This is a genomic window from Haloarcula rubripromontorii (assembly GCF_001280425.1).
Classification (GTDB): domain Archaea; phylum Halobacteriota; class Halobacteria; order Halobacteriales; family Haloarculaceae; genus Haloarcula; species Haloarcula rubripromontorii.
Genome location: NZ_LIUF01000004.1, coordinates 435,020 through 458,894, shown reverse-complemented (window position 1 = coordinate 458,894; position 23,875 = coordinate 435,020). Strand labels below are relative to the sequence as shown.

At 62.4% G+C, this 23,875-nt stretch carries 25 protein-coding genes; 11 read left to right on the top strand and 14 right to left on the bottom strand.

What is annotated here, in order from left to right:
* Positions 1-30 precede the first annotated feature (30 nt).
* The 6 genes from AMS69_RS14475 to AMS69_RS14450 form a co-directional block, all read right to left on the bottom strand.
* Positions 31-477 carry a hypothetical protein gene (locus AMS69_RS14475; protein WP_053968759.1) on the bottom strand — a complete coding sequence of 149 codons (447 nt, stop codon included), beginning with the start codon at positions 475-477 and terminating at the stop codon, positions 31-33.
* Positions 465-2,219, bottom strand: a complete 1,755-nt coding sequence (locus AMS69_RS14470; protein ID WP_053968758.1) for an Nramp family divalent metal transporter — start codon at positions 2,217-2,219, stop codon at positions 465-467. Before AMS69_RS14470 ends, AMS69_RS14475 begins: the two co-directional genes overlap by 13 nt.
* Positions 2,220-2,227: 8 nt before the next feature.
* Positions 2,228-2,800 carry a helix-turn-helix transcriptional regulator gene (locus AMS69_RS14465; protein ID WP_053968757.1) on the bottom strand — a complete coding sequence of 191 codons (573 nt, stop codon included), beginning with the start codon at positions 2,798-2,800 and terminating at the stop codon, positions 2,228-2,230.
* Positions 2,801-3,015: 215 nt separating this feature from the next.
* Complete coding sequence (locus AMS69_RS14460; protein WP_053968756.1) at positions 3,016-4,350, bottom strand: metallophosphoesterase; 1,335 nt, start codon at positions 4,348-4,350, stop codon at positions 3,016-3,018.
* Positions 4,351-4,472: 122 nt separating this feature from the next.
* On the bottom strand, positions 4,473-5,477 hold the full coding sequence (locus tag AMS69_RS14455) for an alcohol dehydrogenase (RefSeq protein ID WP_053968895.1): 1,005 nt from the start codon (positions 5,475-5,477) through the stop codon (positions 4,473-4,475).
* Positions 5,478-5,601: 124 nt separating this feature from the next.
* Positions 5,602-6,426: a M48 family metallopeptidase gene (locus AMS69_RS14450; protein ID WP_053968755.1), complete on the bottom strand. Its 825-nt coding sequence runs from the start codon at positions 6,424-6,426 to the stop codon at positions 5,602-5,604.
* Positions 6,427-6,547: 121 nt separating this feature from the next.
* Between AMS69_RS14450 and AMS69_RS14445 the strand changes: the two genes are divergently transcribed.
* From AMS69_RS14445 to AMS69_RS14420, 6 genes are all read left to right on the top strand, one after another.
* Positions 6,548-7,141 (top strand): hypothetical protein, encoded by a 594-nt coding sequence (locus AMS69_RS14445; RefSeq protein ID WP_394325232.1) that lies wholly within the window; start codon positions 6,548-6,550, stop codon positions 7,139-7,141.
* Between the two features lie 124 nt (positions 7,142-7,265).
* Complete coding sequence (locus tag AMS69_RS14440) at positions 7,266-8,057, top strand: aldo/keto reductase (protein ID WP_053968753.1); 792 nt, start codon at positions 7,266-7,268, stop codon at positions 8,055-8,057.
* A gap of 145 nt (positions 8,058-8,202) precedes the next feature.
* Positions 8,203-9,198 (top strand): DMT family transporter, encoded by a 996-nt coding sequence (locus tag AMS69_RS14435; protein ID WP_053968752.1) that lies wholly within the window; start codon positions 8,203-8,205, stop codon positions 9,196-9,198.
* Positions 9,199-9,312: 114 nt separating this feature from the next.
* Positions 9,313-10,059 carry an NAD(P)-binding oxidoreductase gene (locus AMS69_RS14430; RefSeq protein ID WP_053968751.1) on the top strand — a complete coding sequence of 249 codons (747 nt, stop codon included), beginning with the start codon at positions 9,313-9,315 and terminating at the stop codon, positions 10,057-10,059.
* 80 nt (positions 10,060-10,139) lie between these two features.
* Positions 10,140-11,063 carry an LLM class oxidoreductase gene (locus tag AMS69_RS14425; RefSeq protein ID WP_053968750.1) on the top strand — a complete coding sequence of 308 codons (924 nt, stop codon included), beginning with the start codon at positions 10,140-10,142 and terminating at the stop codon, positions 11,061-11,063.
* A gap of 53 nt (positions 11,064-11,116) precedes the next feature.
* Positions 11,117-11,422 (top strand): hypothetical protein, encoded by a 306-nt coding sequence (locus tag AMS69_RS14420; protein ID WP_053968749.1) that lies wholly within the window; start codon positions 11,117-11,119, stop codon positions 11,420-11,422.
* 10 nt (positions 11,423-11,432) lie between these two features.
* Here the strand turns inward: AMS69_RS14420 and AMS69_RS14415 are convergent, their stop codons facing one another.
* Both AMS69_RS14415 and AMS69_RS14410 read right to left on the bottom strand, forming a co-directional pair.
* A complete protein-coding gene (locus tag AMS69_RS14415; protein ID WP_053968748.1) occupies positions 11,433-11,801 on the bottom strand; it encodes a cupin domain-containing protein in 369 nt (122 codons plus the stop codon).
* 200 nt (positions 11,802-12,001) lie between these two features.
* Positions 12,002-12,604: a class I SAM-dependent methyltransferase gene (locus AMS69_RS14410; RefSeq protein WP_053968747.1), complete on the bottom strand. Its 603-nt coding sequence runs from the start codon at positions 12,602-12,604 to the stop codon at positions 12,002-12,004.
* Positions 12,605-12,827: 223 nt separating this feature from the next.
* On the opposite strand from AMS69_RS14410, the gene AMS69_RS14405 reads away from it, so the two are divergent.
* Positions 12,828-13,499 carry an AIM24 family protein gene (locus AMS69_RS14405; RefSeq protein ID WP_053968894.1) on the top strand — a complete coding sequence of 224 codons (672 nt, stop codon included), beginning with the start codon at positions 12,828-12,830 and terminating at the stop codon, positions 13,497-13,499.
* Positions 13,500-13,510: 11 nt separating this feature from the next.
* On the opposite strand, the gene AMS69_RS14400 is transcribed toward AMS69_RS14405, so the two are convergent.
* The 3 genes from AMS69_RS14400 to AMS69_RS14390 all read right to left on the bottom strand — a co-directional run bounded on the left by AMS69_RS14400 (position 13,511) and on the right by AMS69_RS14390 (position 16,324).
* A complete protein-coding gene (locus AMS69_RS14400; RefSeq protein ID WP_080508836.1) occupies positions 13,511-14,179 on the bottom strand; it encodes a class I SAM-dependent methyltransferase in 669 nt (222 codons plus the stop codon).
* Between the two features lie 76 nt (positions 14,180-14,255).
* Complete coding sequence (locus AMS69_RS14395) at positions 14,256-15,725, bottom strand: MATE family efflux transporter (protein WP_053968746.1); 1,470 nt, start codon at positions 15,723-15,725, stop codon at positions 14,256-14,258.
* Positions 15,725-16,324, bottom strand: a complete 600-nt coding sequence (locus tag AMS69_RS14390; protein WP_053968745.1) for a TetR/AcrR family transcriptional regulator — start codon at positions 16,322-16,324, stop codon at positions 15,725-15,727. The genes AMS69_RS14395 and AMS69_RS14390 overlap by 1 nt, the downstream gene beginning before the upstream one ends.
* 180 nt (positions 16,325-16,504) lie before the next feature.
* On the opposite strand from AMS69_RS14390, the gene AMS69_RS14385 reads away from it, so the two are divergent.
* Complete coding sequence (locus tag AMS69_RS14385; protein WP_053968744.1) at positions 16,505-17,095, top strand: TetR/AcrR family transcriptional regulator; 591 nt, start codon at positions 16,505-16,507, stop codon at positions 17,093-17,095.
* Between the two features lie 207 nt (positions 17,096-17,302).
* Here the strand turns inward: AMS69_RS14385 and AMS69_RS14380 are convergent, their stop codons facing one another.
* Positions 17,303-17,581: a PRC-barrel domain-containing protein gene (locus tag AMS69_RS14380; protein ID WP_053968743.1), complete on the bottom strand. Its 279-nt coding sequence runs from the start codon at positions 17,579-17,581 to the stop codon at positions 17,303-17,305.
* Between the two features lie 349 nt (positions 17,582-17,930).
* Here AMS69_RS14380 and AMS69_RS14375 point away from each other — a divergent pair, with 349 nt between their 5' ends.
* The gene (locus AMS69_RS14375; RefSeq protein WP_337999205.1) at positions 17,931-19,286 is read left to right on the top strand and encodes a DUF7827 domain-containing protein; all 1,356 of its coding nucleotides are present in this window, start codon (positions 17,931-17,933) and stop codon (positions 19,284-19,286) included.
* Positions 19,287-19,469: 183 nt separating this feature from the next.
* Here AMS69_RS14375 and AMS69_RS14370 read toward each other — a convergent pair whose 3' ends face one another.
* Both AMS69_RS14370 and AMS69_RS14365 read right to left on the bottom strand, forming a co-directional pair.
* Positions 19,470-20,081 carry an ArsR/SmtB family transcription factor gene (locus AMS69_RS14370; protein WP_053968741.1) on the bottom strand — a complete coding sequence of 204 codons (612 nt, stop codon included), beginning with the start codon at positions 20,079-20,081 and terminating at the stop codon, positions 19,470-19,472.
* Positions 20,082-20,145: 64 nt separating this feature from the next.
* A complete protein-coding gene (locus AMS69_RS14365) occupies positions 20,146-21,447 on the bottom strand; it encodes a S8 family serine peptidase (RefSeq protein ID WP_053968740.1) in 1,302 nt (433 codons plus the stop codon).
* 546 nt (positions 21,448-21,993) lie between these two features.
* Here AMS69_RS14365 and AMS69_RS14360 point away from each other — a divergent pair.
* A complete protein-coding gene (locus tag AMS69_RS14360; protein ID WP_053968739.1) occupies positions 21,994-22,845 on the top strand; it encodes a CPBP family glutamic-type intramembrane protease in 852 nt (283 codons plus the stop codon).
* 127 nt (positions 22,846-22,972) lie between these two features.
* Positions 22,973-23,704: a creatininase family protein gene (locus tag AMS69_RS14355; protein WP_053968738.1), complete on the top strand. Its 732-nt coding sequence runs from the start codon at positions 22,973-22,975 to the stop codon at positions 23,702-23,704.
* Positions 23,705-23,875 lie beyond the last annotated feature (171 nt).

Here is a 23,875-nt window from a genome sequence, read left to right as displayed (position 1 = left end):
TGGGTGTCCGGTGACAACCGCCGTGTGCAGTTAGAACCCGATACCGTCCCTTTGTCTGACGGTGACGTCGTGCCCGTCCACTGTCGACCGAAGCGCCTGTGTGAACGGGTCGGCGTCGAACTGCCCGTGGACGCGAACCGTCGTTGCGGATTCTGTTCGAGGCCGTGCTGTGATTTTCGGCCGACCGACTCGGCCACCCGTGTGGATATCGACGCTGTCGAGTGTGTCGTATGACTGCGTGTCGACCTGTTCGGCTGTCTCGATGGCCGCCGGGACGCCCTCTTCGACCACCCGTGAGGCGAACGCGGCGGCCCGCTGACCCGGCGATCCGAACACCAGGTCGACGGGTGTCAGATAGTCGTACTCGACGAAGTACGCCCGTTCTGTACAGAACAACACGTCGACCAGCCGAAGCGGGTACGAGCCCCGCATCGTATAGTGCAAGTGGACGCGGAGTTCGTCGGTCACGAGAACCACCCTTTCGCAGTGGCCGCGTCAGCGACCGTTCCGTCTGCCGCAACCTTCGCACGTCCGACTCGATACATCGTATACACCTGGACGAGCAGGAAGACTGCCCAGAGGACGTACCCTCCCAGTCCACTGCCGAGTACGGTTGGCTTGACGGTGAACGCCCGTAATCCCAGCCGTGTCGTCAGTCCCGTGCCAATCAAGAGGACGCTGAAATACCCGAAAAACGCGGCGGCGACCCACATCGCGACGACGCGCCCCCAGCCCGGCATCGTATGTTCCGGGAGCCGGACTGTGTTGACGAGCTGGACGATGACGATGTAGGGCCACATCAACAACCCGGACATCGCTGCCCCAACGACCAGGAGTCCGAAGGGGTCGGATATCGATATCGGCAGGGTGAGGATGAGCACGCCCCAGCCACAGAAGACGGTCAGCAACCCCCAGAACAGCCGCGGCAGGCTCCAGCCCGCTTCTCGCCCGTACAGCTCGTAGATGATATCGGAACTGTTCCGGACGAACGACTCGATGATCGCGTATTCGGTTGTGAACAGAGCGAGAAACAGCGTGACGTAGATGACGCTCGTCGTGACCCCGCCGACCGACGGCGCAATCTCGATGAGCCACATATCTACTGCGTCACTCGTCGTCCCCGGTGCCTGCGACACCGCGATGACGACCAGTATCGTCGTGACCAGAAGGAGACCAAGCAGGAAGGTCAAGAGGTGTTCGAGCTGTGTGACGCGCCACCAGCCCCGCCACCGTTTGAGGTTTTGCGTGTCTGGGGTGAACGTGAACCCGTCTTCGTGGACGGTTTCGGGGTCATCGCCGGCGAAGGGGTTCTTGATCCGGCCCTGATACCGGCCCATTCCGTAGCCTTTCTCGCGTATCCAGAGGCTCTGTGAGAGGTTGAGGTAGCCGCCCGCCCCGGCGTAGGCCAGCGCGCCGACCAGCACGGCGATGGTCCCGACCGGCGAGTAGTCACCGACTTCAGTCAGACTTCCCGGGACGCCAAACAGCACGTCCACCGACCCGATGAGTACGAACAGCAACAGTGTGAACGCGATGGACAGCGCCACCAGAACAAGCTGGAGGCTCTCGACGACGTTGTACATCAGCGGCGTCACTTGGTAGGTAACCCAGATGAACACCATGAGCCCGATGCCGAACAGCCGCCAGCCGACGATGTCGACGCCGGCGAAGTCATATGTGCCGAGAGCGAGCCCTTCAGCCCCGATTCGCGCGGCGCTTGCGGCCCAGCCCGGCCAGCCGAGACTGACGAACCCGCCCAGTAGCATGGCCAGTGGGAGGACCGGATGAACCCGTTCGAACGCCCGAAACACGCTCTCACCGGTCGCGAGTGTCCACCGCTGTATCTCGGTGTTGATGATAAAGTGGAGGCTGACAGCCACGAGGAACAGCCAGTACAGCCCCCAGCCGTAGCTGGCGACCAGATGCGGCCAGAACAGCGTCTCACCGCTCCCGAGCGATGCCCCGAGCATGATTGCGCTGGGACCGACGACGTGGCGGAGCTTCGGTACTTTCGGCAACGAGAGTTCTCTGAACCGCCCGCCCGTTCCCGTGTCCGGATGGGCATCACTCTCCGGTGCCGCTTCGAGATTGTCATACGCGACTGGGGTGTACGATGAGATGGGATACCGCTGCTCTTTTCGAGAGGCGTACACCTCTGCTGTCTCTGACTCCGTCTCTTCTGCTACGTCCGACTGTTCCGTCGGCTTTTCCTCTGGCATCGATGGACTCACCCACCGACGTAGTGCCAGACGTGTTCGTGGTCGGCAGCCAGGTCAACCTGTGGGAGGTCCTCTAGAGCGGGTCCGATAGCGTCCCACCACTCGTCAGCGGTTTTGTAGCCCGCCGGGTGTTCCTGAAACACCTCGGTAATGAGTTTCCCGGCATCGGTATCAGGGTTTTCACGAAGATAATCGTACGCGGCCCGCAACGCCGTACGTCGGTCGTCCAGTGTCTCCCCCGTCCCCGGTAGGTCCGCATCGGCGATGCTGCGCTCGACTGGTGGCTCGCGGTCCTGGTGTGGCTCCGTGCCTGTGCCGACGAGCTGGGAGAACGGGATCCACCAGACCCGACTCCGTGCGCCGACTTTTCGCGTTTCCAGCTCCCCTCGTTCCACGAGTATGTCGAGCTTGTTGTGTGCCGTCTTCCGGGAACAGCCGAGCGCGTCCATCACATCGGTTGCTGTCAACGGCTTCGCTTGGTCCGTCCGATCTTGAAACACCGAGAGCACTCGCTCCGGTGTGAACTCTGCCGTGGACGGTGGCGACCCGTCAGCCCGACCATCGTCCGCGGTATTGCTCATACGTAGCCATTACAGTCGTATGTAATAGACTTTTCTGCACGAATCTCCGTTTCGGGAGCAAACGCTCACCCTCCGTCTGACGCTCGACAGGTCTCAATCACACACGAAGGTAGGAACGGACCCACTCAGCAGACCCAGCAATACTGCGGTGCCGAAACCCCCTGTTCATCGGGTCACCGCCGCCAGCCATCCCGACCGTTGGATCGGTCCGAGCGTCACTCAGCTGGCTCCGGCGTAGGTACCGACTGCTCGGTTTCTACGACCGCACGCTCCGGCAGTTCGGGATTGGGTCTCCGACCGAGCGTCAGCAGGCGCTCTGTGAGTGTCAACTCCTCCGGACTGGGACTCGGTTTCTGTACTTCCTCGTACTCGACGACCACCCGCCCGTCTTCGGCGGTGATGCGCACCGCACAGAGCTGGTAGGAGGGGTAAAACACCGGGGGCAGAAGCCCGATGATGCCGTCCCGACGGTGGAGGCGTTTGAGCCAGGTCCCGGTGTTGACGACCAGGCCGCCGTCAACCGACTGTACGCTCGGCCGGTGTGTGTGGCCGTAGCAGAAGACAACGACGTCTTCCGTTTTCCCGAACACTTCCTGGGCGGCCTGCTTATACGGTGTCTGGGTGTCGACTGTCAGATCAGTCTCGAAGACCCCGAAGCGGTTGATCGTCTTCTTGATGTCCCGGCGCAGCAGATACAACGGGATGCCAACGAGCAGCAGCAGGCCGGCCAGCGACGCATTCACCACAAGTAGCACCCAGATGGCGGTGCCGACCGTGCCGAACTGGCCCAGAAACGATGTCGTCGTTTCGACCGGCGCGGACCAGACGCCGAGGAGGTTCAGCGCTGCCAGAATCGCCAGGAGTGCGCTGATATTGAACAGCAAGAGGAACGGTACCAGTGCATACCGCAACAGGGGGTTCATCTCGCGATAGAAGTACTTCGAGAGCATCCACACCGGAACCCGCTCCGTCGGCGTCACAGCCTGGACATCCTTGAGCCAGTTGTATCGACCCCGGTCCGAGAGCTGACCGGCCCGACTCGTGACAAGTGTGTTGTAGTAGTAGCCAAGCGGCGTCACGTTGGTGTCGCCCCAGTCCTCGATGCGGTTGTTCGGGTCCTGCTGATTACCGTGTTCGAGGTGGATGGCCTTGTCACCGACCGGCCGGGTCACCGACTTCGACTGGACGAGAGTGACGTTGTACGCCGCGAACCGCTCCACGTACTCGTCGTAGGCTGCGAGTTCGTGGTCGTGATTCCCCGGAATCAGGGTTATTTCGATGTTCTCGCCGGTCTTTCGAAACTGCTCGAACAGAGTTGGATAGGTCTCTTCGAGGGCGTCGAACTTCTCCAGTCCCGACATACCGGTAAACTCCCATAGCCCGAACGCGTCACCGTTAATGAGCAACTCGGCGTCCTCGTCGGTGGTTTCTAACCGGGTCAGAAAATCGAGCAGTTCGTCGAGAAATTCGACGTCCTCCAGCTGCTCGTCGCCGCCGATGTGAAGATCGCTGATGACGTAATAGACGCGGTCGTCGGCGGTGCCGTCCATTGAATACGGGTTCTTGACCCACGGACAAAGGCGTTGCTCTCCGGGAAATCGCGACGGGGCGGCGAGATCCCAACTATGACCGTGCGTCAGAGCCCCGTTCCAGCCGGTATTGGACTGGCTGATTACAGTTCAAGCACGGCTCGGAACCGCGCTTCGTTGTCGATCATCCGCCCGTACGCTTCACTAACGTCCGCAAGCGGGTAGGTCTCTATCTCCGGCGCGATGTCGCGGAGCGAACTGAACTCCAGCGTGTCCTGTGAGTCCCGTGCGTGTCCGGAGGCCCAGCCCTCGACAGCGCCCCGACTCTGGACGAGTTGCTGTGCGCTCACTTCAACCGGTTCACCGGGGACACCGACGACGACGACAGACCCATCGACACCGACTCCGCTGACGATAGAACTGATCGCGTCACTCGATGGTGCCGTCGCCAGCACCACGTCGGCCCCGCCCAGCTCTTGCAGCCGCTGGCCGGCATCCGTCTCCGCCGCGTCGATGAAGTGGTCGGCTCCCAGCTCCTTTGCTAGCGATTCCTTCTCCGGCGTCCGGGAGATGGCGGCCGTCTCGAAGCCGGCTGCGTGTGCATACTGGATGCCGAGGTGACCGAGGCCGCCGACGCCCTGTACGGCGACGAGGTCACCGACGTTCGCATCACTGTTTCGGAGCGCGTTGAACGTTGTCACGCCCGCACAGAGCAGTGGTGCTGCGGCCGCCGCATCAAGTGAGTCCGGAATCTTCGCGAGCGCCTCCGCTGGTGCGGTCATGTACTCGGCGTACCCGCCGTCGTAGCTCACCCCGGTGACCTCGCCGTTCTCGCACTGCAGGAAGTTGCCCTGCCGGCACTGGTCACAGGTCGAGCAGTGGCCGCCGTGCCAGCCGACGCCGACCCTGTCGCCCTCCTCCCAGGCGTCGACGCCGTCGCCGACGGCGTCGATGCGGCCCGCTACCTCGTGCCCCGGGATTCGCGGATAGGAGACGCCGGGGTAGGTCCCCTCCTTTGCGAACACGTCGCTGTGGCAGATGCCGCAGGCGTCCACTGCGACTCGTACCTCCCCGGCGTCCGGCTCGGGGATGTCACGTTCGACGACCTCGAAGTCCGCTCCCGCTTCGGGCACGACCGCCGCTCGCATCGTGTCTGACATAGCGATACTTCCGGCTCGACGCTGATAAACAGCCAGTTAGCAGACATCCTTACGGGGGCTACAGAGCCGGCAGGGCCACGACATACCGCCGAGCGACAGTCCGGCCGTCGGCTCAGGATCGGAGCCGCTGGATGCGCTTCTCCGTCGGCGGATGGGTCGAGAACAGACGCTCGAACAGCCCTGTGTCGGCGTTGAAGATACAGAGGGCGTTCATGCTGTCCTCGACTGTCGATTCCCGCCCCTCGGCACCGCGAGATATTTTTTCGAGCGCACGAGCAAGTGGCTCGCCGGTGCCGATGGCGCGGCGAGCGTCCGCGTCGGCGACGTATTCGCGATACCGCGAGATCGCCAGCACGAACACCATGACGAGCGCGTTTGCGAGCGAGGAGGCGATCATCGCCAGAATCCACGACCCCATGTTCCGCTCGCCGCCGAACAGCACTGCGAAGTAGGCGACGTAGCCGACGAGCATCCCGATGGACTGGCCCACTACCATCGTGATGACGTCCCGATTCTTGATGTGCGCCAGTTCGTGTGCGATGACACCTTCCAGTTCATCATCGTCGAGGAGTTGCATCAGTTCGCTTGACACGACGACGACGCCAGCGCCTTTGCGCCCGACGGCGAAGGCGTTGGGGACGCCCATGTCCATCACCATCAGCCGTGGCTCTTCGATATTCATGTCTCTGCAGAGCCGCCGAACCATCTGGTGGACGTAGCCGAACCGCTGGTCGTCCGGCATATCCTCCGCACCGCGGAGTGCCAACCACTTTCCGAGTTTGTACTGGACGGCCGGGACGACGAGGATGCCGACGAGGAGCACCGGAACGAGCGGCAGGCCCAACAGCACCGACAGCGCCGTGCCGGCGAACACGTAGAACGCGAACAGAATCGCACCGACCACCAGCATCCGCACCTGTAGTCCGAAGTCTGTCATACAGGGTCAAATCTGTCCGGCCGTATAAACCGTCTGACTGATGATGCTGTCGCCTCGTTCCGCTTTCCGTGCGGGGTAGCAACACCTATACACCTGGGTCTGGAACCGCTCCGACGTGTCGATCCAACGCTACGTCGGTCGGTTCCGGCCCTACTCTCTCCCCGTCTGTCTGTTCGCTCTGGTGGCGGGTACGGTCACTCTCGTCCCGCCGCTCGTGCTCGGGGAAGCGACCGCCCGCACGTACGCGCTGACCGTCGCAGTACTCATCGTTGCCGTCTCGTCGGTCCTCCCGTACGCCGTCGCCGTTGCCGTCCTGACCGTTCCGTTCCCCTACGCCGGACTGGGGACCTACGCGGCTCCGGCCGCCGGAGAGCCGTTCTCGCCAACCGCGGCGCTCCGCCACGCCGTCGCCGGCGTCTCGTACGTCGTCGCGGCCACCGCCGTCGGCGCTGTCGCCGTCGGCATCGACTTCGCGGTTTCGAGCGGCTCGAACCCACTACAGGCGGTACGGTTTCCGGGGCTTGGGGTTCCGCCGTTCCTGACGCTCGGCGGCGCGGCAGTCGCCGCCGTCTACGTCGTCGTTCAGCTGTGGCGATACGACAGCCCGCTCGCCGAGATCGGGCTGGACGCGGTCCTCGGGACGGTGGTCCTCGGTGTCCTCCTCGCCGCGTCGCCCGTCGCCGCGCTCTGGCTCTTCGGGGCCTATGGGTTCTGAATGCCCACGCCCCGTTGCACAGGCGGTCTTCCGCGCCGGCTTCAAAACGTCTTAAAGTCGCAAGCACCGGCTATCGGATATGACGAAGCAACAGTCCCCGACAGGCGGCCCGCGAGCGAACGGGATGCCGATGCTCGGTCTCGGCACCTGGCAGAACGACGACGCAGACCAGTGTGCCGAGAGCGTCCGAAAAGCTCTAGAGGCCGGATACCGACATATCGACACCGCACAGGCCTACGACAACGAAAGCGCCGTCGGTGACGGTATCGCCGCGGCTGCCGTCGACCGTGACGATATTTTCCTGGCGACGAAAGTGTGGATATCGAACCTCTCGCACGACGATGTCATCGAGACGACCGAGGAGAGCCTCGACAAACTCGGTGTCGATTCTGTTGACCTGCTGTACGTCCACTGGCCGGCGCGCGAGTACGAACCTGAGGACACGCTCCCAGCGTTCGATGAACTCGTCGACCGTGGCCTCATCGACAACGTCGGCGTCTCGAACTTCGAACCACACCACGTCGAAACGGCGATGGACGTACTCGACGCACCGGTGTTCGCAAACCAGGTCGAGGCCCACCCGTTCCTCCAGCAGTCGGAACTGCGCGAGCACGCGGCGGAACACGACTACGAACTGGTCGCGTACTCGCCGCTGGCCCGCGGGGAAGTGTTCGGCCACGAGGTCCTCGAAGCCATCGCCGACGACCACGACGTGAGCGAGGCCCAGGTCAGCCTCGCGTGGCTCCGCGAGAAGGGCGTGACGGCGATTCCGAAGGCCACGAGCGAGGCCCACATCACGGATAACCTGGCGAGCCTCGACCTGTCGCTTTCCGACGCGGAAATCGACCGCATCGACGGCATCGAGACGGTCGACCGGCGCATCAACCCGGACTTCGCGCCGGCCGCGTGGGAGTAAGTCGATTCAGGGCGTTATCGGTAGCATATGCCAATCGGCTGTCGGTCCGTGACACCACGTCTCCCACAGCCCTCTTCACATTTCGACCCGTTGAACAGGTAATGAGATATTTTCGTTTTAATGGGTGGTCCAACTGACTTGGCCTATGCTGCGGTCCGCGTTCACTGATCGTCCGTCACTCCCTGCTCGCTACCGAGACAGTGCGCTGTTCGTCCTGCTTGCGGTACTGTTCGGCGGTTCGTTCGTCGCGATCAAAACCGGACTCCGTGAACTTCCGCCGGTGCTGTTTGCCGGCCTTCGGTTCGACCTGGCAGCGGTGACGCTGCTTGGCTACATCGTCTTCACCCGGTCCAGGTCGACGTGGTTACCGCGGACTCGCGGCGACTTCGTGGGCATCGGGATGGCGGCGCTGTTCCTCATCGCGCTCAACAACGGATTTCTGTTCCTCGGTCAAGGCACAACGACGCCCGCAGCGGCGTCTGTCATGTACGGCCTGAACCCGATCCTGGCCCCCGTGTTCGCCTGGTGGCTGCTGGGCGACCGCCTATCGTGGCTCGGTGTGGTCGGTATCGGTATCGCGCTGAGCGGCGTTATCATCATCGTGCAGCCGTCGCCGTCGACGTTCACCGACGCGAGCGCGGTCGGGCAACTGCTGGTCCTCGGTGCGGCCGCGGCCGTTGCTCTGGGCAGCGTCCTCCTCCAGCGTGTCAGCCCGCAGATGGACAGTACACCGCTGACGGCGTGGGCGATGGCCGTCGGTGCGGTCCTCCTCCACATTGCGAGCCTGCTCGTCGGGGAGCCGCCAACAGCCGTGATCGGCATCGGGCCTGCAACGATTGCGAGCATCGTCGCTGTGGGCATCCCGTCGACAGCGGTCGCGTACGCCATCTACTTCGGCCTCATCAAGCGCATCGGCCCGGTTCGCGCGAATCTGGTCGCGTATGTCGTGCCGATCTTCGCCGCGCTCATGGGTTGGCTACTGCTTGGCTCGTCGGTGTCGCTGTGGACGTTCGTTGGCTTCCTCGTCGTCGTTGCGGGCTTTGCTCTCATCGAGCGTGTGACGATTCGGATGGAACTGCGCAGGCTCTATCGTCGGTTCGAGGACACCTCGCCGAAGCAGACGCCGCCGTGTGACGACTGACGAATCGACACCTGTAATCGGAACCTGATTTGCCGCGTTCTGTGGGCGTATCAGCGCCCTGCCAACTGGTACACTGCCCCGGCCAATGATGTATCACCAGCCCTAAGCGACGATATGGACCCTTCTGACGTGGCGACCGTCTTTGTCGCCGGGGCGAGTGGCGGGACCGGACGAGCGACACTCCGACTGCTCAGTTCGCGCGTGCCGACGGTCCGGGCACTGACCAGCACGCCGTCGAAGACAGATGACCTGCGGGCGGCCGGTGCTGATGAGGTGGTCGTCGACGACCTGCTGAACCCGACGGCGTTGACCGACGTGCTGTCGGACGTCGATGTCGTCCTGAGCGCCGTCGGCTCGAATATCACAGATGTCTGGTCCCGAGACGAGTACGTCGACGGCGCGGGAACGATGAACCTCCTCGATGCGGCCGTCGACGCCGATGTCGAGGCCTTTGTCATGGAATCCGCTATCGGCGTCGGTGACGAGCCGGCCAGTCCGCTCGCGACGGCTTTTGACACCGTTATCCAGCCGATACAACGGGCCAAAGCGGAAGCCGAGGCCGCGATTCGCGAGGTCCCGATTCGGCACACGATTCTCCGACCGGGCGTACTCACGAACGGGCCACGAACTGACACCGTTTCCGTCGCCGACCCCGGTGCAAAGCTCTGGGGGAGCGTTTCGCGGGCCGACGTGGCCCGACTGATGATTGCCGCGCCCGTTACGCCGGCGGCCGAAGACCGGACGCTGGAAGTCGTCTCGAAGCCGTCGTTCCCGAACCGTGCGCTGGATGTCGAGTGGCAGCTGCCCCGTGGTGGGGGGCACAAAACCGTATCAGTCGAAACTCCGGACGATATCTCGTAGCGGGGCACCCATCGATTCCCCGTTCCGACGGCAGTGTCGCTACCCGTGTCCACATACGCTTCCAGCGGGAAAGCATCGTGATGACTGCTGTGGACCACGCGAACGCCGGCTATCGCCGACTGTACGAGCAGGATGGACTCTCGTTCGGTCTCGGATTTCCGCTTACGGGGGAAAAGGAATCGACGCCGGATATCGACGCGGAACTCCGGCTCGCAGGCCACGCCGAAGCAGTCGGCTTTGACGCACTCTGGGCGCGAGACGTGCCGACGTACTGGCCGCGATTTGGGGACGCTGGCGGGGCCTTCGACCCATGGTCGCTGCTGTCCCACGTCGCCGCTCACACCGAGTCTGTGGCGCTCGGCACCGCGAGTATCGTTCTCCCGCTTCGTCATCCAATCCACGTGGCGAAGTCGGCCGCAACCGTCGACCGGCTCTCCGACGGCCGTCTCGTGCTGGGCGTCGCCTCGGGCGACCGCGACCCGGAGTACCCGGCGTTCGGCGTCGACCCCGACAACCGGGGGCATCTCGTCCGCGAAAGCGTTGCCGCGCTTCGTGCCCTCTGGCGCGAGGAATACCCAACGCTCGACGGCTCCTGGGGCCACATCGACGGCGAACTGGATGTCCTCCCGAAGCCGACGACGGACACGCTCCCGGTCTTTCCGACGGGGAACGCCAGACAGTCCACGGAGTGGATCGCCGAGAACGGCGACGGCTGGATATTCTACCATCTCCCAGAGTCGACCCTGGAGTCGTATCTCGACACCTGGCGGAGTCACACGTCCGAGAAGCCGTTCTCGATTGCCGTCCAGGTCGCGCTCGCCGACGACCCGACGGCCGAGCCCGAACCGCTCCACCTGGGCTATCGGGCCGGCGTCGAGTGGTTCCGCGAGTACTTCCGGCGGCTCGACGACTACGGCCTGGACCACGTCATCGTCGGGCTCCGCGCCGAGGAGCCGGAGGCGGCGATGTCCACCTTCGCCGACGAAATCATCGACGGGCTGTAACGGGAAGATGTTCGCGGGCACGGCTTTCGGTGGGGCGGACCTACGACACGCCGATGACTGACCGACAGGCGGCCCTCCGGGCGCTGGCCGGGGAGCTTACGGACTCCGAGCCGATTACCGACGCGTTCCTCGCGAAGAGCTTCACGGACCAGCTACTCGTCGTCGACGTCCGCGCCGGCGCGGAGTTGCCCGCCGCCGTCCGCGACCGCCTCGCCGACCGCGACCTGCTCCCGGCCGACAGCGTCTACGGTGCGGACGACGCGCGCCAGTCCGCCGTCGGCGACGTGGGCGACGCGACTCGCCACCACTTCGTGGACGTGCGGACCCGCGGCTCGCACCGCTCCTACGTCGTCGAGTGACCCCCGGGACTTACGGGTCGAACTCGCCCTTTTTGAGCCCCTCTCGGACGGGTCCGTGTTCGGCGTCGGTCGGCGGCGGCGCGGTCACCAGCAACGCCTCCAGCCGACCGTCCTCCGCTTTGACGCCGCGGTCGGTATCGGCCTCGACGACTACCACGTCGCCCGGTTCGACGGTCCGCTCCGTGTCCCTGTCGCGGACGACGCCGGTCCCGGACTGGACGTGTATCGCCACGTCGCTCCCGGGCGCGTGGACCGGGATGAACTGGCCGGGTTCGAAGTAGCCACAGACGACCTTCATCCGGTCGCTGTGGAACACCTCGACGGCCGAGAACCGGTCGTCGTCGTACTCACGGGCGGCGTCGAAGTCGGTCGCAGTCATCGCCGGCCCTCCCCGGCCGTGTCGGCACGACCGACTGTGGACGCGTCCTCACGCCGGGCCGAGGCCCGGGCCGACTGTCGGCGACTGCGCGGTTCCGCTCCGGGTCGCTGTGGGTGCATACGCGGATGGTCCGGCCGACCACGGAAAGCGTCGGTCCCGAACGGTTTCGTCCGCCCCGGGCGACACAGACGGCGTCCGACTCACTCCCCGATGTCGGGGTAGGACTGTCTGCTCCCGTGGGACTTTCTGGCGACCAGTTGCGCGGTTGCAGCGGTCGTCCCGTCCGTCGTCGTCGTTCGCTCGTCGTAGTGTAGCACGGTCAGGCCGAGGCCCGCCCTGAGCAGTTCGTTCGAGGCGAACCGGTACCGGTCCCCCGAAGGACCGCCGTCCACGTCGTCCGTCGTCCGGAGGTGGTGCTGGACGAACAGGTAGCCGCCGTCGGTCAGCGACTCGACGATGTCGGGGAGGCGGTCGACGGGGCGATAGAAGCTAATCGTGACGAGGTCGTACGTCGCCGCCGGGTAGGCAAACGAGTCGAGGTCCGCCTGTATCCACTCGATGTCGCCCTCGACGCCCGCTTCCCGTGCGTTCTCGCGGGCGATGCGGAGCCCCTCCCGTGACTGGTCCACCGCGTCGACGCGGTGGCCGGCCGCCGCGACTGGGAGCGCGTTCCGCCCGGTCCCGGTCGCCACGTCGAGCGCCCGGCCGTCCGGGACAGCCGGCAGGTACCGCTCCAACACCGGGTGCGGGTCCGGGCGCTGTGGGTACGTCCCCGTTCGGTATCGCTCGTCCCAGGTCGTCATGGCTCCGATGACCGCCCGCCGGGACATGAAAGGTGCGGGTCGGCCAGGGCGCTCGCGTCATGGGGCCGCCCCCGACGGCCGTACGGTAATACGGAATAGCTATACGGCTATACCGCGCCCTCCTCGGATGTTGTGGCCGACGACGTGGGAACTGTTCGCACAAAATCCGTTTTCATCCTCCACGAGGCCTATGGGTCGCCCCGGCGAGGGACTCGTTGTAACCATGGACTTACAGGAATTCGTCGACTCCAACGCCCCCGCAGATGGCGGCGATGGGTTCCAGAAAGAGAACAACAGGCTGCTCGATATCCCGCTTGACGGAACAGTGATGGTCAAAGCCGGCTCGATGGTCGCGTACACCGGTGAGGTCACGTTCACCGGCAAGTCCTCGGCGGAAGGCGGTATCACGGGCTTTGTCAAGGAGGCCGTGAGCGGCGAAGGGACGCCGGTCATGGAAGCCGAAGGAAGCGGGCACCTCTACGTGGCCGAGAACGGCAAGAAGGTACAGGTGCTGGCCCTCGACGACGGGGAGTCGATATCGGTCAACGGCACTGACGTGCTCGCGTTCGAATCAACTGTCGACTACGAAATCAACACTGTCGGCAGTCTCTCTGGCATGGCTGCCGGCGGCCTGACGAACGTCTACCTCACCGGCCCCGGCGAGATCGCGCTGACGACACACGGCGACCCGCTGGTGATGACACCGCCGGTGTTCACCGATCCCGACGCGACCGTTGCGTGGAGTTCGAACCTTTCGCCGTCTATCGAGATGAACAAGACGTTCGAAATCGGCCAGACCTCCGGGGAATCGATACAGATGGAGTTCACCGGCGACGACGGCTTCGTTGTCATCCAGCCAAACGAGGAAGGGTCTGTCACACAGAGCCAGAGTTAATCGCCGCCGAGTCACTTCGCCGGAGACACCGAGCGCTTGCGGAGCCGTCCCCGAACAAACGGGCGGATCGGTGTGACGCCGAGATTGAGTCGCTCGATTTCGACGACATCGAACGACTTGGCAGCGGCGAGTCGCGACCCTGTCTGCCGAGTGAGATGACAACCGCCAGCGAGTCGTTTCCAGAGCGGTGCGAGGGCCGACTGCACGCGAGCGCGCCAGCCGTCGTCGATGACGTGCTCGAAAAACCGCAGTTCGCCGCTGGGTCTGAGTACGCGTGCGATTTCACTCATCGCGGATTCGATATCCGGTATCGTACAGAACACCATCGACGCGATGACGACGTCGAAGCAGTCGTCCTCGTACGGCAGGGCTTCCGCCGGTGCCGACTCGATACGAATCGGCGTGGCCTGAGCATCTGCCTTCTCTCTTGCCTGTTGTCGCATGTGCGGGTCCGGTTCGATAGCGTGAAATGTCGCCGATTCGGTGGCAACGCTATCGAAATACGGAAACATCGCGCCGGTTCCAGCGCCGAGGTCCAGAACCGTTCCATCCAGATTCGCCACCAGATACTCACGATGTGGCCGTAAGAGCGTCCGCTCGACGAGCGCCGTTGCTGGATCGTAGATAGCCGCAAACAGCGGCGACGAAGGCTCCTGACTGGCGTTCGGTTCTGCGGGCATAGCGGTAGTAACGGTGGCTCCCGTGAAAGCATTGGTTCACCTGAAGGGCATCACACGCGCTCGGCATCCACTGCTGTCAGTCGCCCTCTGCCGACATCTCGACGCCTGCCTCGTCAATATCCACCTTGGCTTCGGTGAGGTTGCTGTTTCGCCACGTCCCGCGCCGATACCAGCCGTAGGCGATGAGCGCCCCTGCGACGTTCGAGACAGCGAACGACAGCCAGATACCGGATTCACCCATCGGGTCCGTGGCGAACCACGCAATCGGGAAGCGAATGATCCCAAGCATCAATACGGAGATGGCTGCGGCCGTGAGCGTTTTCCCGGCACCGCGGAAGCTCCCGGTGTAGGCCCGCATAATCCCGATAAACCCGAAAGACAGCGCAACGTAGTGGAGGAACTGCGTGGTGATATCGACAACCTCGGGGTCCGTCGTAAACAGGTCAGCTATCGGTGCGGCGGTGAACCAGACGAGAACGCCAGCCAGGGTGAGTACACCGAACAGCACCCTCGCCGCGAGGCCGGCCGCTTTCGCTGCCCGGTCCGGTTTGTCGGCCCCCATGTTCTGCCCGGTCATCGTCTCGACGCCGCGCGCGACGGCGATAGCCGGCAGGAAAACGACCGAGAACACGCGCGTTCCGATGCCGTAGGCGGCGACAACCGTGTCCGGGAACATCGCGACGATGACCAGCAGCAGGTTCATCGATAGCGCCCGGCCCGTCCCCTCGATGGAAGCGGGCAGGCCGATGCGAACGAGACGGCGGAGATACGAGAGGTCCGGTGCCATATCGCGGAGGTGAATCTGGACGCCGCGGTTCCCGCGGAACATGATCGCCAGCCCGACGACCAACGCCAGCGCCCGGCAAAAAACGGTCGCGATGGCGGCCCCTTCGATCCCCAGTTCGGGGAACGAGATCGTCCCGACGAGCGGCGCGTTCTCGACGACCGTCCAGCCGAATATCAGAAACGGGTCGATGATGATGTTGAGCACGACCGAACCGAACATGACGAGCATCGGCGTTATCGTGTCGCCGTAGCCCCGCATGAGCGCGACAAAGACAAAGAACCCGAACATGAACAGCAGGCCGAGCGAGATGACCTCCATGTAACTGGTCGCCATGGGCAGAACGTCTTCGGACGCCCCCATCAGACTCAGAAACGTATCAACGCCGAAATAGCCCACAATACCGAGAACGAACGAGATGATGACGGCAAACGTGACCGTCTGTGAGGCGGCGTACTCGGCCTCGCGCTCTTCGCCTGCGCCGGTAAACTGCGCGACAAGCACGCTACCGGCGACGGATATCCCCATCCCGAGCGAGATGAGGAGGAACACCATCGGGAAGGCGAAGCTAATCGCCGCCAGCGCGTCTGTGCTGTACTGGCCGAGCCAGAATGTGTCTGCGAGGTTGTACGCGGTCTGGAAGAGATTCGTAATCACAATCGGCATCGAGAGGAAAAACAGCGGTTTTCCGATGCTACCTGACGTGAGGTCGAACTCCTCGGGGCCTCTGAACAGAGAACTAACACGACTTCGAATCCCCATCAGCGGGTCGCCCCCGCTGGCGTCTCCGCTCGGAAATGGGTCTCTACGTATCGCGTAATCGCCTCGCTGAACTGGTCTATCGAGCGGTCCGTGGCGACGTGTCGAGCATGCGCTCCGGTAATCGCGGTCACGAGGAACTGCGCTGCGACGGCCGGCTCGACCGCGCTATCGAACTCTCCGGTTTCGATGCCAGCCGAGATGATTTCACGTAACCGGTCGAAGAGAACGGTATCGAACTTGGCGAGCTGTGTCCGGAAGGCGTCGTTGTACGGGGCTTGTGCCTTTATTTCTAGAAGTGCTGTCCTGAAATTCGCACCGGGCGTCGGTCGCCTTTCCGTGAGAACCGTGTCCAATAGCGAGTCGAGCGCTTGCCGCGGTGTCCTCCCGTTGACGGCCAGTATCCTTGCAGTGTATCGCTCGTACAAGAAATCCAGAAACTCCCGAAAGAGGTTCTCTTTACTGTCGTAGTAGTAGTGAATCAACGCTTTGCTCTGATCTGCCTCGACAGCGATGTCTTTGACCGTGAGCGCGGCGTACCCGTGCTGGCAGAGGGCGCGGTACGTCGCCTCAAGAATTTCAGTAGCTGTATCGTCATCCATGGCGGCTGTGATCGAACTTACTAACCGATTAGTCAAAAGCGCTTTGAAGCCAGAACCTATAGATATAAACAACTCTCTGGGCGGGAAGGGCAATAAATGTACTAATTAGTTAATAACTTCCCTGAGTAACAGTATGCGGGTCACAACGGTTATCCAACCATGGGAGAAACCCGGTACACAATGACTGGGCCATCGGACCGGACCTTCTCGGACCAGACCGAGGAGATAATGCAAGCGACCTACCGCGCGTTGCGCGAGCACGGCTATGCTGACCTCACAATAAAACGGATCGCGGACGAGTACGGCAAATCGACGGCTGCAGTGCACTACTACTACGACACGAAAGACGACCTGCTCGCGGCCTTTCTCGATTATCTGCTGGAGCAGTTCGTCGATTCAATTCATGACGTCGAGACGACGGACCCCGAAGCACGACTGGACCTCTTGCTTGATGAACTACTCGTCAAACTCCAAGAAAACCCCGACCTCTCGGTCGCCCTGCTAGAGATGCGGAGTCAAGCACCGTACAAGGAGGCGTTCAGCGACCGGTTCCGCCAGAACGACGAGTATATTCGGTACCTGCTCAAGGCGGTCATCAACCACGGCATCGATGAGGGTGTGTTCAACGATGTCGATGCGGAACACGTTACCCGTTCGCTGCTGACGATCATCGACGGTGCCCGGACCCGCGCCGTGATGCTAGATGACACTGCGGAACTCGAAACGGCCCGACAGACGGCGAGTGAGTACGCCGACGCGATGTTACGGTGACCCGTCGGCTGTCTCACCGGTGTTCAGTCACTATGTGTCGAAGCCACTGACTGCCCGTTCTCTATAATCACAGCACAGAGCGCCCTGACCTCGCAAAAACCACTCTAAAGTCCCGTAGGAACGCCTCTCTGTCAGCCGACGACAAGCTGGATACATTCGGCTAACAACTGCATTCGTTCCGACCTGTTTGAACAGCTGACGGGGTGCCTACGAGTCCACGGTACCGCCACCTGCGACACCCTGCTGTGCAGGCGGCTGAATGGTCAGGTGGTCCCGCATCGATTCGATGAGGGATGCTGGCAATCGAATATCCCCGTCGGGATCCCGCTCAACGCCGAATATCTCCTGAACGTCGCTGTCGATGACGATCGATTGAAGTTCTCCTGTGGCCGTGTCGACGGTAATGTTTTGCAGTGTGCCGACTTCGCGGCCATCGGTACTCACGACCCGGACGTTGGAGAGCTGATTTGCGAGGACCGTTCGCATACTAGTCAACAATACCGAAATTACCATAAAAATACTGAATCTATCAGAACTTTCCGCGTCTTGCCGTCTCGTAGTACAAAACCAGTGTGTGCGCGAATATCACGCAAACTATTGTCACCGAAGAGCCATCACAAATATTACTATTCGTATCAGGACGGCCTCGATGGGCTACGGTCCGGACCAGCACTGCCGAATTCAACGCGAGTTTAAGCTATCCCAGGCGGTTTTTCAATCCCCTCGTAATTGCTAACCGTATGCCAGCGAATTGCCCTCCACCTGCGATGCGGTACTGTTGGCAGCATCGCTCTCAAACGTACGCAGAGATGCTCAGACTCCGGGAGGTGATTCTGTGAGCGTTCGGTCGGTAGCGTTGGCCGCGATGCTTATCGCCGTGGCGGCGACGGGTCCGGGGCTTACCGCTGCGGAGCAGCAAGCCACGGTCTCAGAAGACAGCCTGCCGCTGCACGCCGACGAACAACAGGTGGTCACCGGGGAGACCACGCTGGACTCTGGGACGGAGATGACGGTCCGGATCAAGTCAGTCAACGCATCGAACCCGTTCCTTATGCAGAGACAGGTCAGCGTGCAACCCAACGGGACGTTCGTCGCCCAGTTCGATCTGTCGGACCTGCCGGCGAACGTCTCCTACGAACTGTCCGCTCATGTCGACGGCGACACGCTGTTTAAACGTACTGAGACCATCGCTGAGTGCGACGGCAACTGCACCGACCCGGTACCGGACATCCAGACTCCGACAGAGACTGATTCGGACGAAGAGGTCGTCACGGTCCCGCAGGGTGGAACAGCCGAAATTCCGATTTCGATGCGTGATGGCGGCGACAAAACGCTCTCGGTCGGCAGTGAGGCGGTTAATTATCAGATCAACGCGACTGTCAGTGATGACGATGATGACGGTGAAGTGCTGGTTCTCTTCGACACTGCGGCCGCCGGCAGAGACTCGGAGACCCTCAGTGTCGCGGACGACGGCGACTCGCTCACCGTCACTGCGACAGAGCCTGACCTCTCGTCGCCGCTTGCCCCCGCAGCGTACACCTACCGCGTGTTCGAGAGCCGAGAAACCGACGACACGCCGACCACCGGGACCCTCCTCATCGAAGCAAACGAGACGGCAAACGAGGAGTTCGAGGTCGAGGAGACTGCCGAATTCGGCTTCGAGAAGTCGGTATCTAACGTTCAACAAGGCGACACCGGTCGGATTCCAATCGTCCTCACAACTGCTGACGCGGCCACCATCTCTATTGGCAGCCCGGCCAGCAACTACGAGATCAATGCGACCCTCCGTGACGGGAACGGGGATGATCGTGTCAGTCTCCTCTTTGACACTACGGCGGCCGGACACGATGATCCCACTCTCGAAACCGCGGCGGATGCCGACGCCGTAGCGGTCGAATCGGGTTCAGAGGTCGCTCTTGACTCGCAACTCGCTGCAACCGATTACGACCTGTCGCTGTACCGTGGGACTGACGCGACCGGCCAGCCCGACGCAATCGGAACGCTGGTGGTTACCGACGGCGCCAACTCGTCTACGGATGCGGCTTCCGATGGGGTTGATTCAGTTACCGGTGAAACGGGCGCACAGCAGTCACAGGGCGGTGACTTCGAAATCGGTGCCGGCGCTATCGCCGTCGGCGGCGTCCTCGCCATCGCCGGCGTGGGGCTGTGCTTGCGGTCCATCATGAACTGACGCCGCGACGGTCGTCTCCCCGTCCGGTTTTGAAACGATATCGAGACTGCTCGGGTCGACTTTTCCCATCGGACGTTCACTCCCACTGAGAGGACTCTGACAGCAGTGCCGGTGAGCTATGCGCCCCTGCGCTCAAGCCGACCACAGCGGGAGTGGATTTCTTAGGACACAGTTAGTCCAGAGTCACTCGTCAGCCAGTACCGCAGCGATACCGAGAACGGTGAGACAGAGACAGAAAAACAGCACGCCCGGCTCGACCACTTCGAAAACGAACCATGCGAGCGTGCTGGTTCCACTGACTGGCCCTGCATGCGGACTTGCCGGAGCTAAAACCTCGGCTCCGGCGGTTGTGTCTGCCAGTCTTTCTGCACCCCACTGGACGAAGAGACTCGCAAAGCCGATCAGTCCTATTCCCGTAACGACATTGCTCATCGACTGCTGGATGCGCGGCGCTAGGTCGCGGTCGCCGACCAGTACAATCGGGTCGCTCGCGGGACCGTACACGGTCATCTCGTTGCCCTTCGACGAATACACCGTTTCGACCGGCTCGATGAGGTCTGCGTCTTCGAGGTTCGAGACGTGGTAGTGGACGTTCTGAACCGACGTGTCACATCGGTCCGCTATCTCGGACGGCGTTCCGGGGTCGTCATACAGCGTGCGGAACAGCGACCGGCTGGTGTCCGACGCGAGCGCATCGAGTACGTCGTCGGTTTCGTTCTCCGCAACATCGAGTACCCGCGGTGACTCGTCGGCTGTCCCGGTCCGTTCCTGTATTCTTTCGATAAGGCTCGACATAGCGTCACTGTCGGATATATGATACGGGACACCCCAAAGACCTGTGGCTGGCTTAAAACGATATTTAACCGTCAGTACGGTTCTGTGCAGTCCGGACTGCACGAACTGGACGGACCGCCCCGTGGCCGGTTTCGTTGTCGAGTCCCGGTCGTCCCACGTCTCTCGCGGTCCGCTCTAGGAGGCGTTCTGTTTCGCGGGGCGTTAGCGACTCGTTTGCCTCAAGCAGTAGGGCCGCGGTTCCGCCGACGTATGGGACTGCGGCCGAAGAGCCGACGAACCCGTCAGGTGCGGCGGCGGCGAACTTCCTGTCCGGTGCTACGATGTCGACACCGGGCCGCTCGTCGACCGTCGGGCCTCGGGAACTGAACGGTTCGAGCTGCTTGACTCGGCTGTTGTACGCCCCGACTGTAATCGCTTTGCGGGCCGTCCCCGGAGCGACGATGCTGTTTCGAGTAGACGTGTGCTGGAGCTCGTGCGTCGGTGAGACGAGCCGTAGCCGTGCGCCAGTCGGCGATGCCGGCCCGCGAATCACGAGATAGTAGTCGCCGGGCCTGACATCAGCGACGATTCGCTCGTTTGGCACGTCGTCGCCGCGGTAGGGCTGTGAGCGAGCGACGAGGCGGGCGTCGGTGCCGTTCGTTCGATACAGTTCGACCGTGTAATCCTCGTCTGCGTGGGCCTGTTCCCACGAGAGCCAGACCGTGATTTTGGTCCCACCCCGGATGTAATTCTGCCTGCTCCCGTTGGTAAACGCGACTGTCCGATTCTGGACGGTTTCGACGGTGTACTGACCTGACCAGTGGGCCTCTGCGAGATTACCGGCTGGGGCGATGAACACTGATCCACTCTCCGTCGCTTGGGTCGCGCTCCGAGCGACCGGTCCGGTTCCATCGCCCGGCTGTCCGTAGAACGAAACAGGTGCGACGACCACATCGACGTCCTCTCGGACCAGCCAGTCGACTGCCTGCCGATAACTGTCGACGCTGTCGACCCGAGCGAGATACAGGTCTGCGTCCGGTGCGGTCCGTGAAACGACGGCAGCCGTCGCGGTCCCATGAGCCTCGCCGGTCTCGTCTACGGGACCGGCACCGAAGGCCCGCGTCTTGGCGACGTGCCCGGCAATCGCTTTCGACTCCGTATCAAATCCTGTTGGGTCGACAATACCGACCGTGACGTTCGACCCCGTGATCCCGGCCGCATGGAGTTCGGCGAACTGGCCGGTCGTTCCGTTTGACACCGACACCGATTTGAGATCGTCCTCATTCGGGCGGGCGTCTGTCGGACCAGTCACTGCGAGTACTGCGATGCTACCAGTGAGCGATGCGATTGCGACGACGGCCAGCAGCAGTACAGTCCGATCACGCACCGTTGACCACCTGTCGCGATACTACCGCCGCCACATGGTGCGCCGCTCTCTCAGCGAACACTGATATGACATCAAGCGCCGTACGGAAATGCTCGGCTACTCGGTGCGGCATCTCACAGCACACGTGGGCTGTGAAAACAAACAGACGAAAATTCATACGATCTAACCGGCGTACTCGTCGTTTCATGATTATGTTCGGTCTGTGGTGTGGCTCAAACCTGTACTACAAACGCACTGTGAATCACGCAACTGACAACGGGGTGGACGGGCTGTACCCGTTGTCGTGTGGACAACCGGATTTGATGGATTCCGATTCGCTGAAACCGATAGGGGGAGGGCGCTGGCAGCCGGGACCAGTCTCAGGCGGTCGCCGGCGTTTACGCTGTTGGACGGATGCATACTAAAGCTATCAGAGACTAAAAACCAGTTTTAAACGTCAGCCCTGAAGGGTGTGGGCCACTCACATACTGGACACTCGTCGTCACGGATTCGCATCGGAATGCGAGATAGAAGCTAATTTTTGGTCGGCCATCGGATGCCGACCTGATGTTGCGCCCTGATACTGGCCTGCCGCGATTCAGCGGTGGGCCGTTGATTCCCGTTGCAACGTACCTCCTTGTGATTACCGTCCTCGCCGGACTGGTGACCATCTCCCCCGGCGCATCGCCGCCGCCTATCTTGGGAATGATATGGGGTGTCGGTCTCGTTGCACTCACCGCTGGTGCACTCAGAATCGAGGCCGTCTCACCGCGCTCTCTGTGCCCACCTATTCGCACACTCGGTCCTGTCGTCGGAGTGGTCGCTGCGTTCTGGGGACTGTACAACCTCGTTGCGGTCGCCCTGGCGATGGGTGGTGTCTCCGGGTTCGAAGCCTCACTGTCGAGAACCGCTGCCCACCCGCTGCTGTATCTCGCAGCGCTTTTCAGTTCGCTTCTGTTCACCGCTATCCCGGAAGAATTTCTCTTCCGTGCGTACCTGCAACAGAAATTCACGGGGCTGGTCGGTGGGACGACTATTCGCGCGGTGCTGTCTGGCATCGGCCTCGCCGCGGTCCTGTTTGCCCTGTTTCACCTCCCGCGGTGGTTCCTCGCATCGGGGCACGGTGTTAGCTCAGCGCTCGCAGGCAGACTCATCGGATTGACGCTCATGGGTCTGGCTTACGGGTGCGTGTACGTACTCTCGGGTAACCTCTGGCTCGTCGCCCTGTTCCATGCCTCGATGAATCACCCGCCGCTTCTCGTCACAGTGACTTTCCCACCCGAGCTACATCTGGTGGTCAGCGTGATCGAGTACGCTGCCATCCTCTCGCTGGTCGCTCTCACTGTTCGACTGGGAGGGGCTGCTGGAACATCGCTTATCTGGTCACAGCGGACTATCTCCGCCTCGACTGGGGACTGACCGGTCTCTCCGCATTTGAGATGGGTCTGGACCGTGCGTGTGTGTTCGAATATGTGGATAAATAACAGGTAACTGTACCAGGCGAAGAGAGACTGGGCTTTATTCCGTCCCGTACAGAGATTTCACTATGGACTTACAGACGGAGACGTGGACCGATATGGCCGATGTCGAGACGGACTTGGCCCTTCTTCCCGTCGGAAGTACGGAGCAACACGGGCCACACGCACCGCTCGGGACGGACACGCTCGACGCCGAGACGGTCGCCGAAAGCGGGGCCGAGCGCTACGAGGACCCCGTCGTCGTCGCACCGGCAGTCCCCGTCGGCGTGGCCGAAGAGCATCGAGCGTTCACCGGCACGCTGTGGACCGCCGAGTCGACGTTCCGGTCATACGTTCGGGACATCGTCGGGAGCCTCGCCAGCCACGGGTGGGATCACGTGGTGCTGGTCAACGGCCACGGCGGCAACATCGACGCGCTGCGGGAAGTGTCGGGGCGGATAACCCGCCACGACGATGCCTTCGCCGTCCCGTTCACGTGGTTTAACGCAGTCGGTGACCACAGCGCTGACATGGGCCACGGCGGGCCGCTGGAAACGTCGCTGCTCCAGCACACGAACCCGGAGACCGTCCACGAGGACCGACTGGACGAGGCCGCAGACGGCGGCAGCGACGGCTGGGGAGAGTGGCAAAGCGGCGTCAACCTCGCCTTTGACTCCGACGAGTTCACCGAGAACGGCGTCGTCGGCGACCCGCGCGAGGGCAGCGCAGAACGCGGGGAGACGCTGCTGGAACTGGCCACAGAGTCGCTCGTCGACCTCCTTGACGAGATCGCAGACCGCCCGGTCGGACCGCGGGACTGACCCAAGACGGCCGAACTTGCCAATATAGAACGCGAATTTCTCTTTATCCTCTCTAATTTCTATTTGTAAGAGCGAAACGTGGATTCAGAGAACACCAACAGAAGACCAAAAAGCAAAACTGTCGGCATCTATTCCTAATTTCGTCGTACTATCGCCAAATACGGAACTATC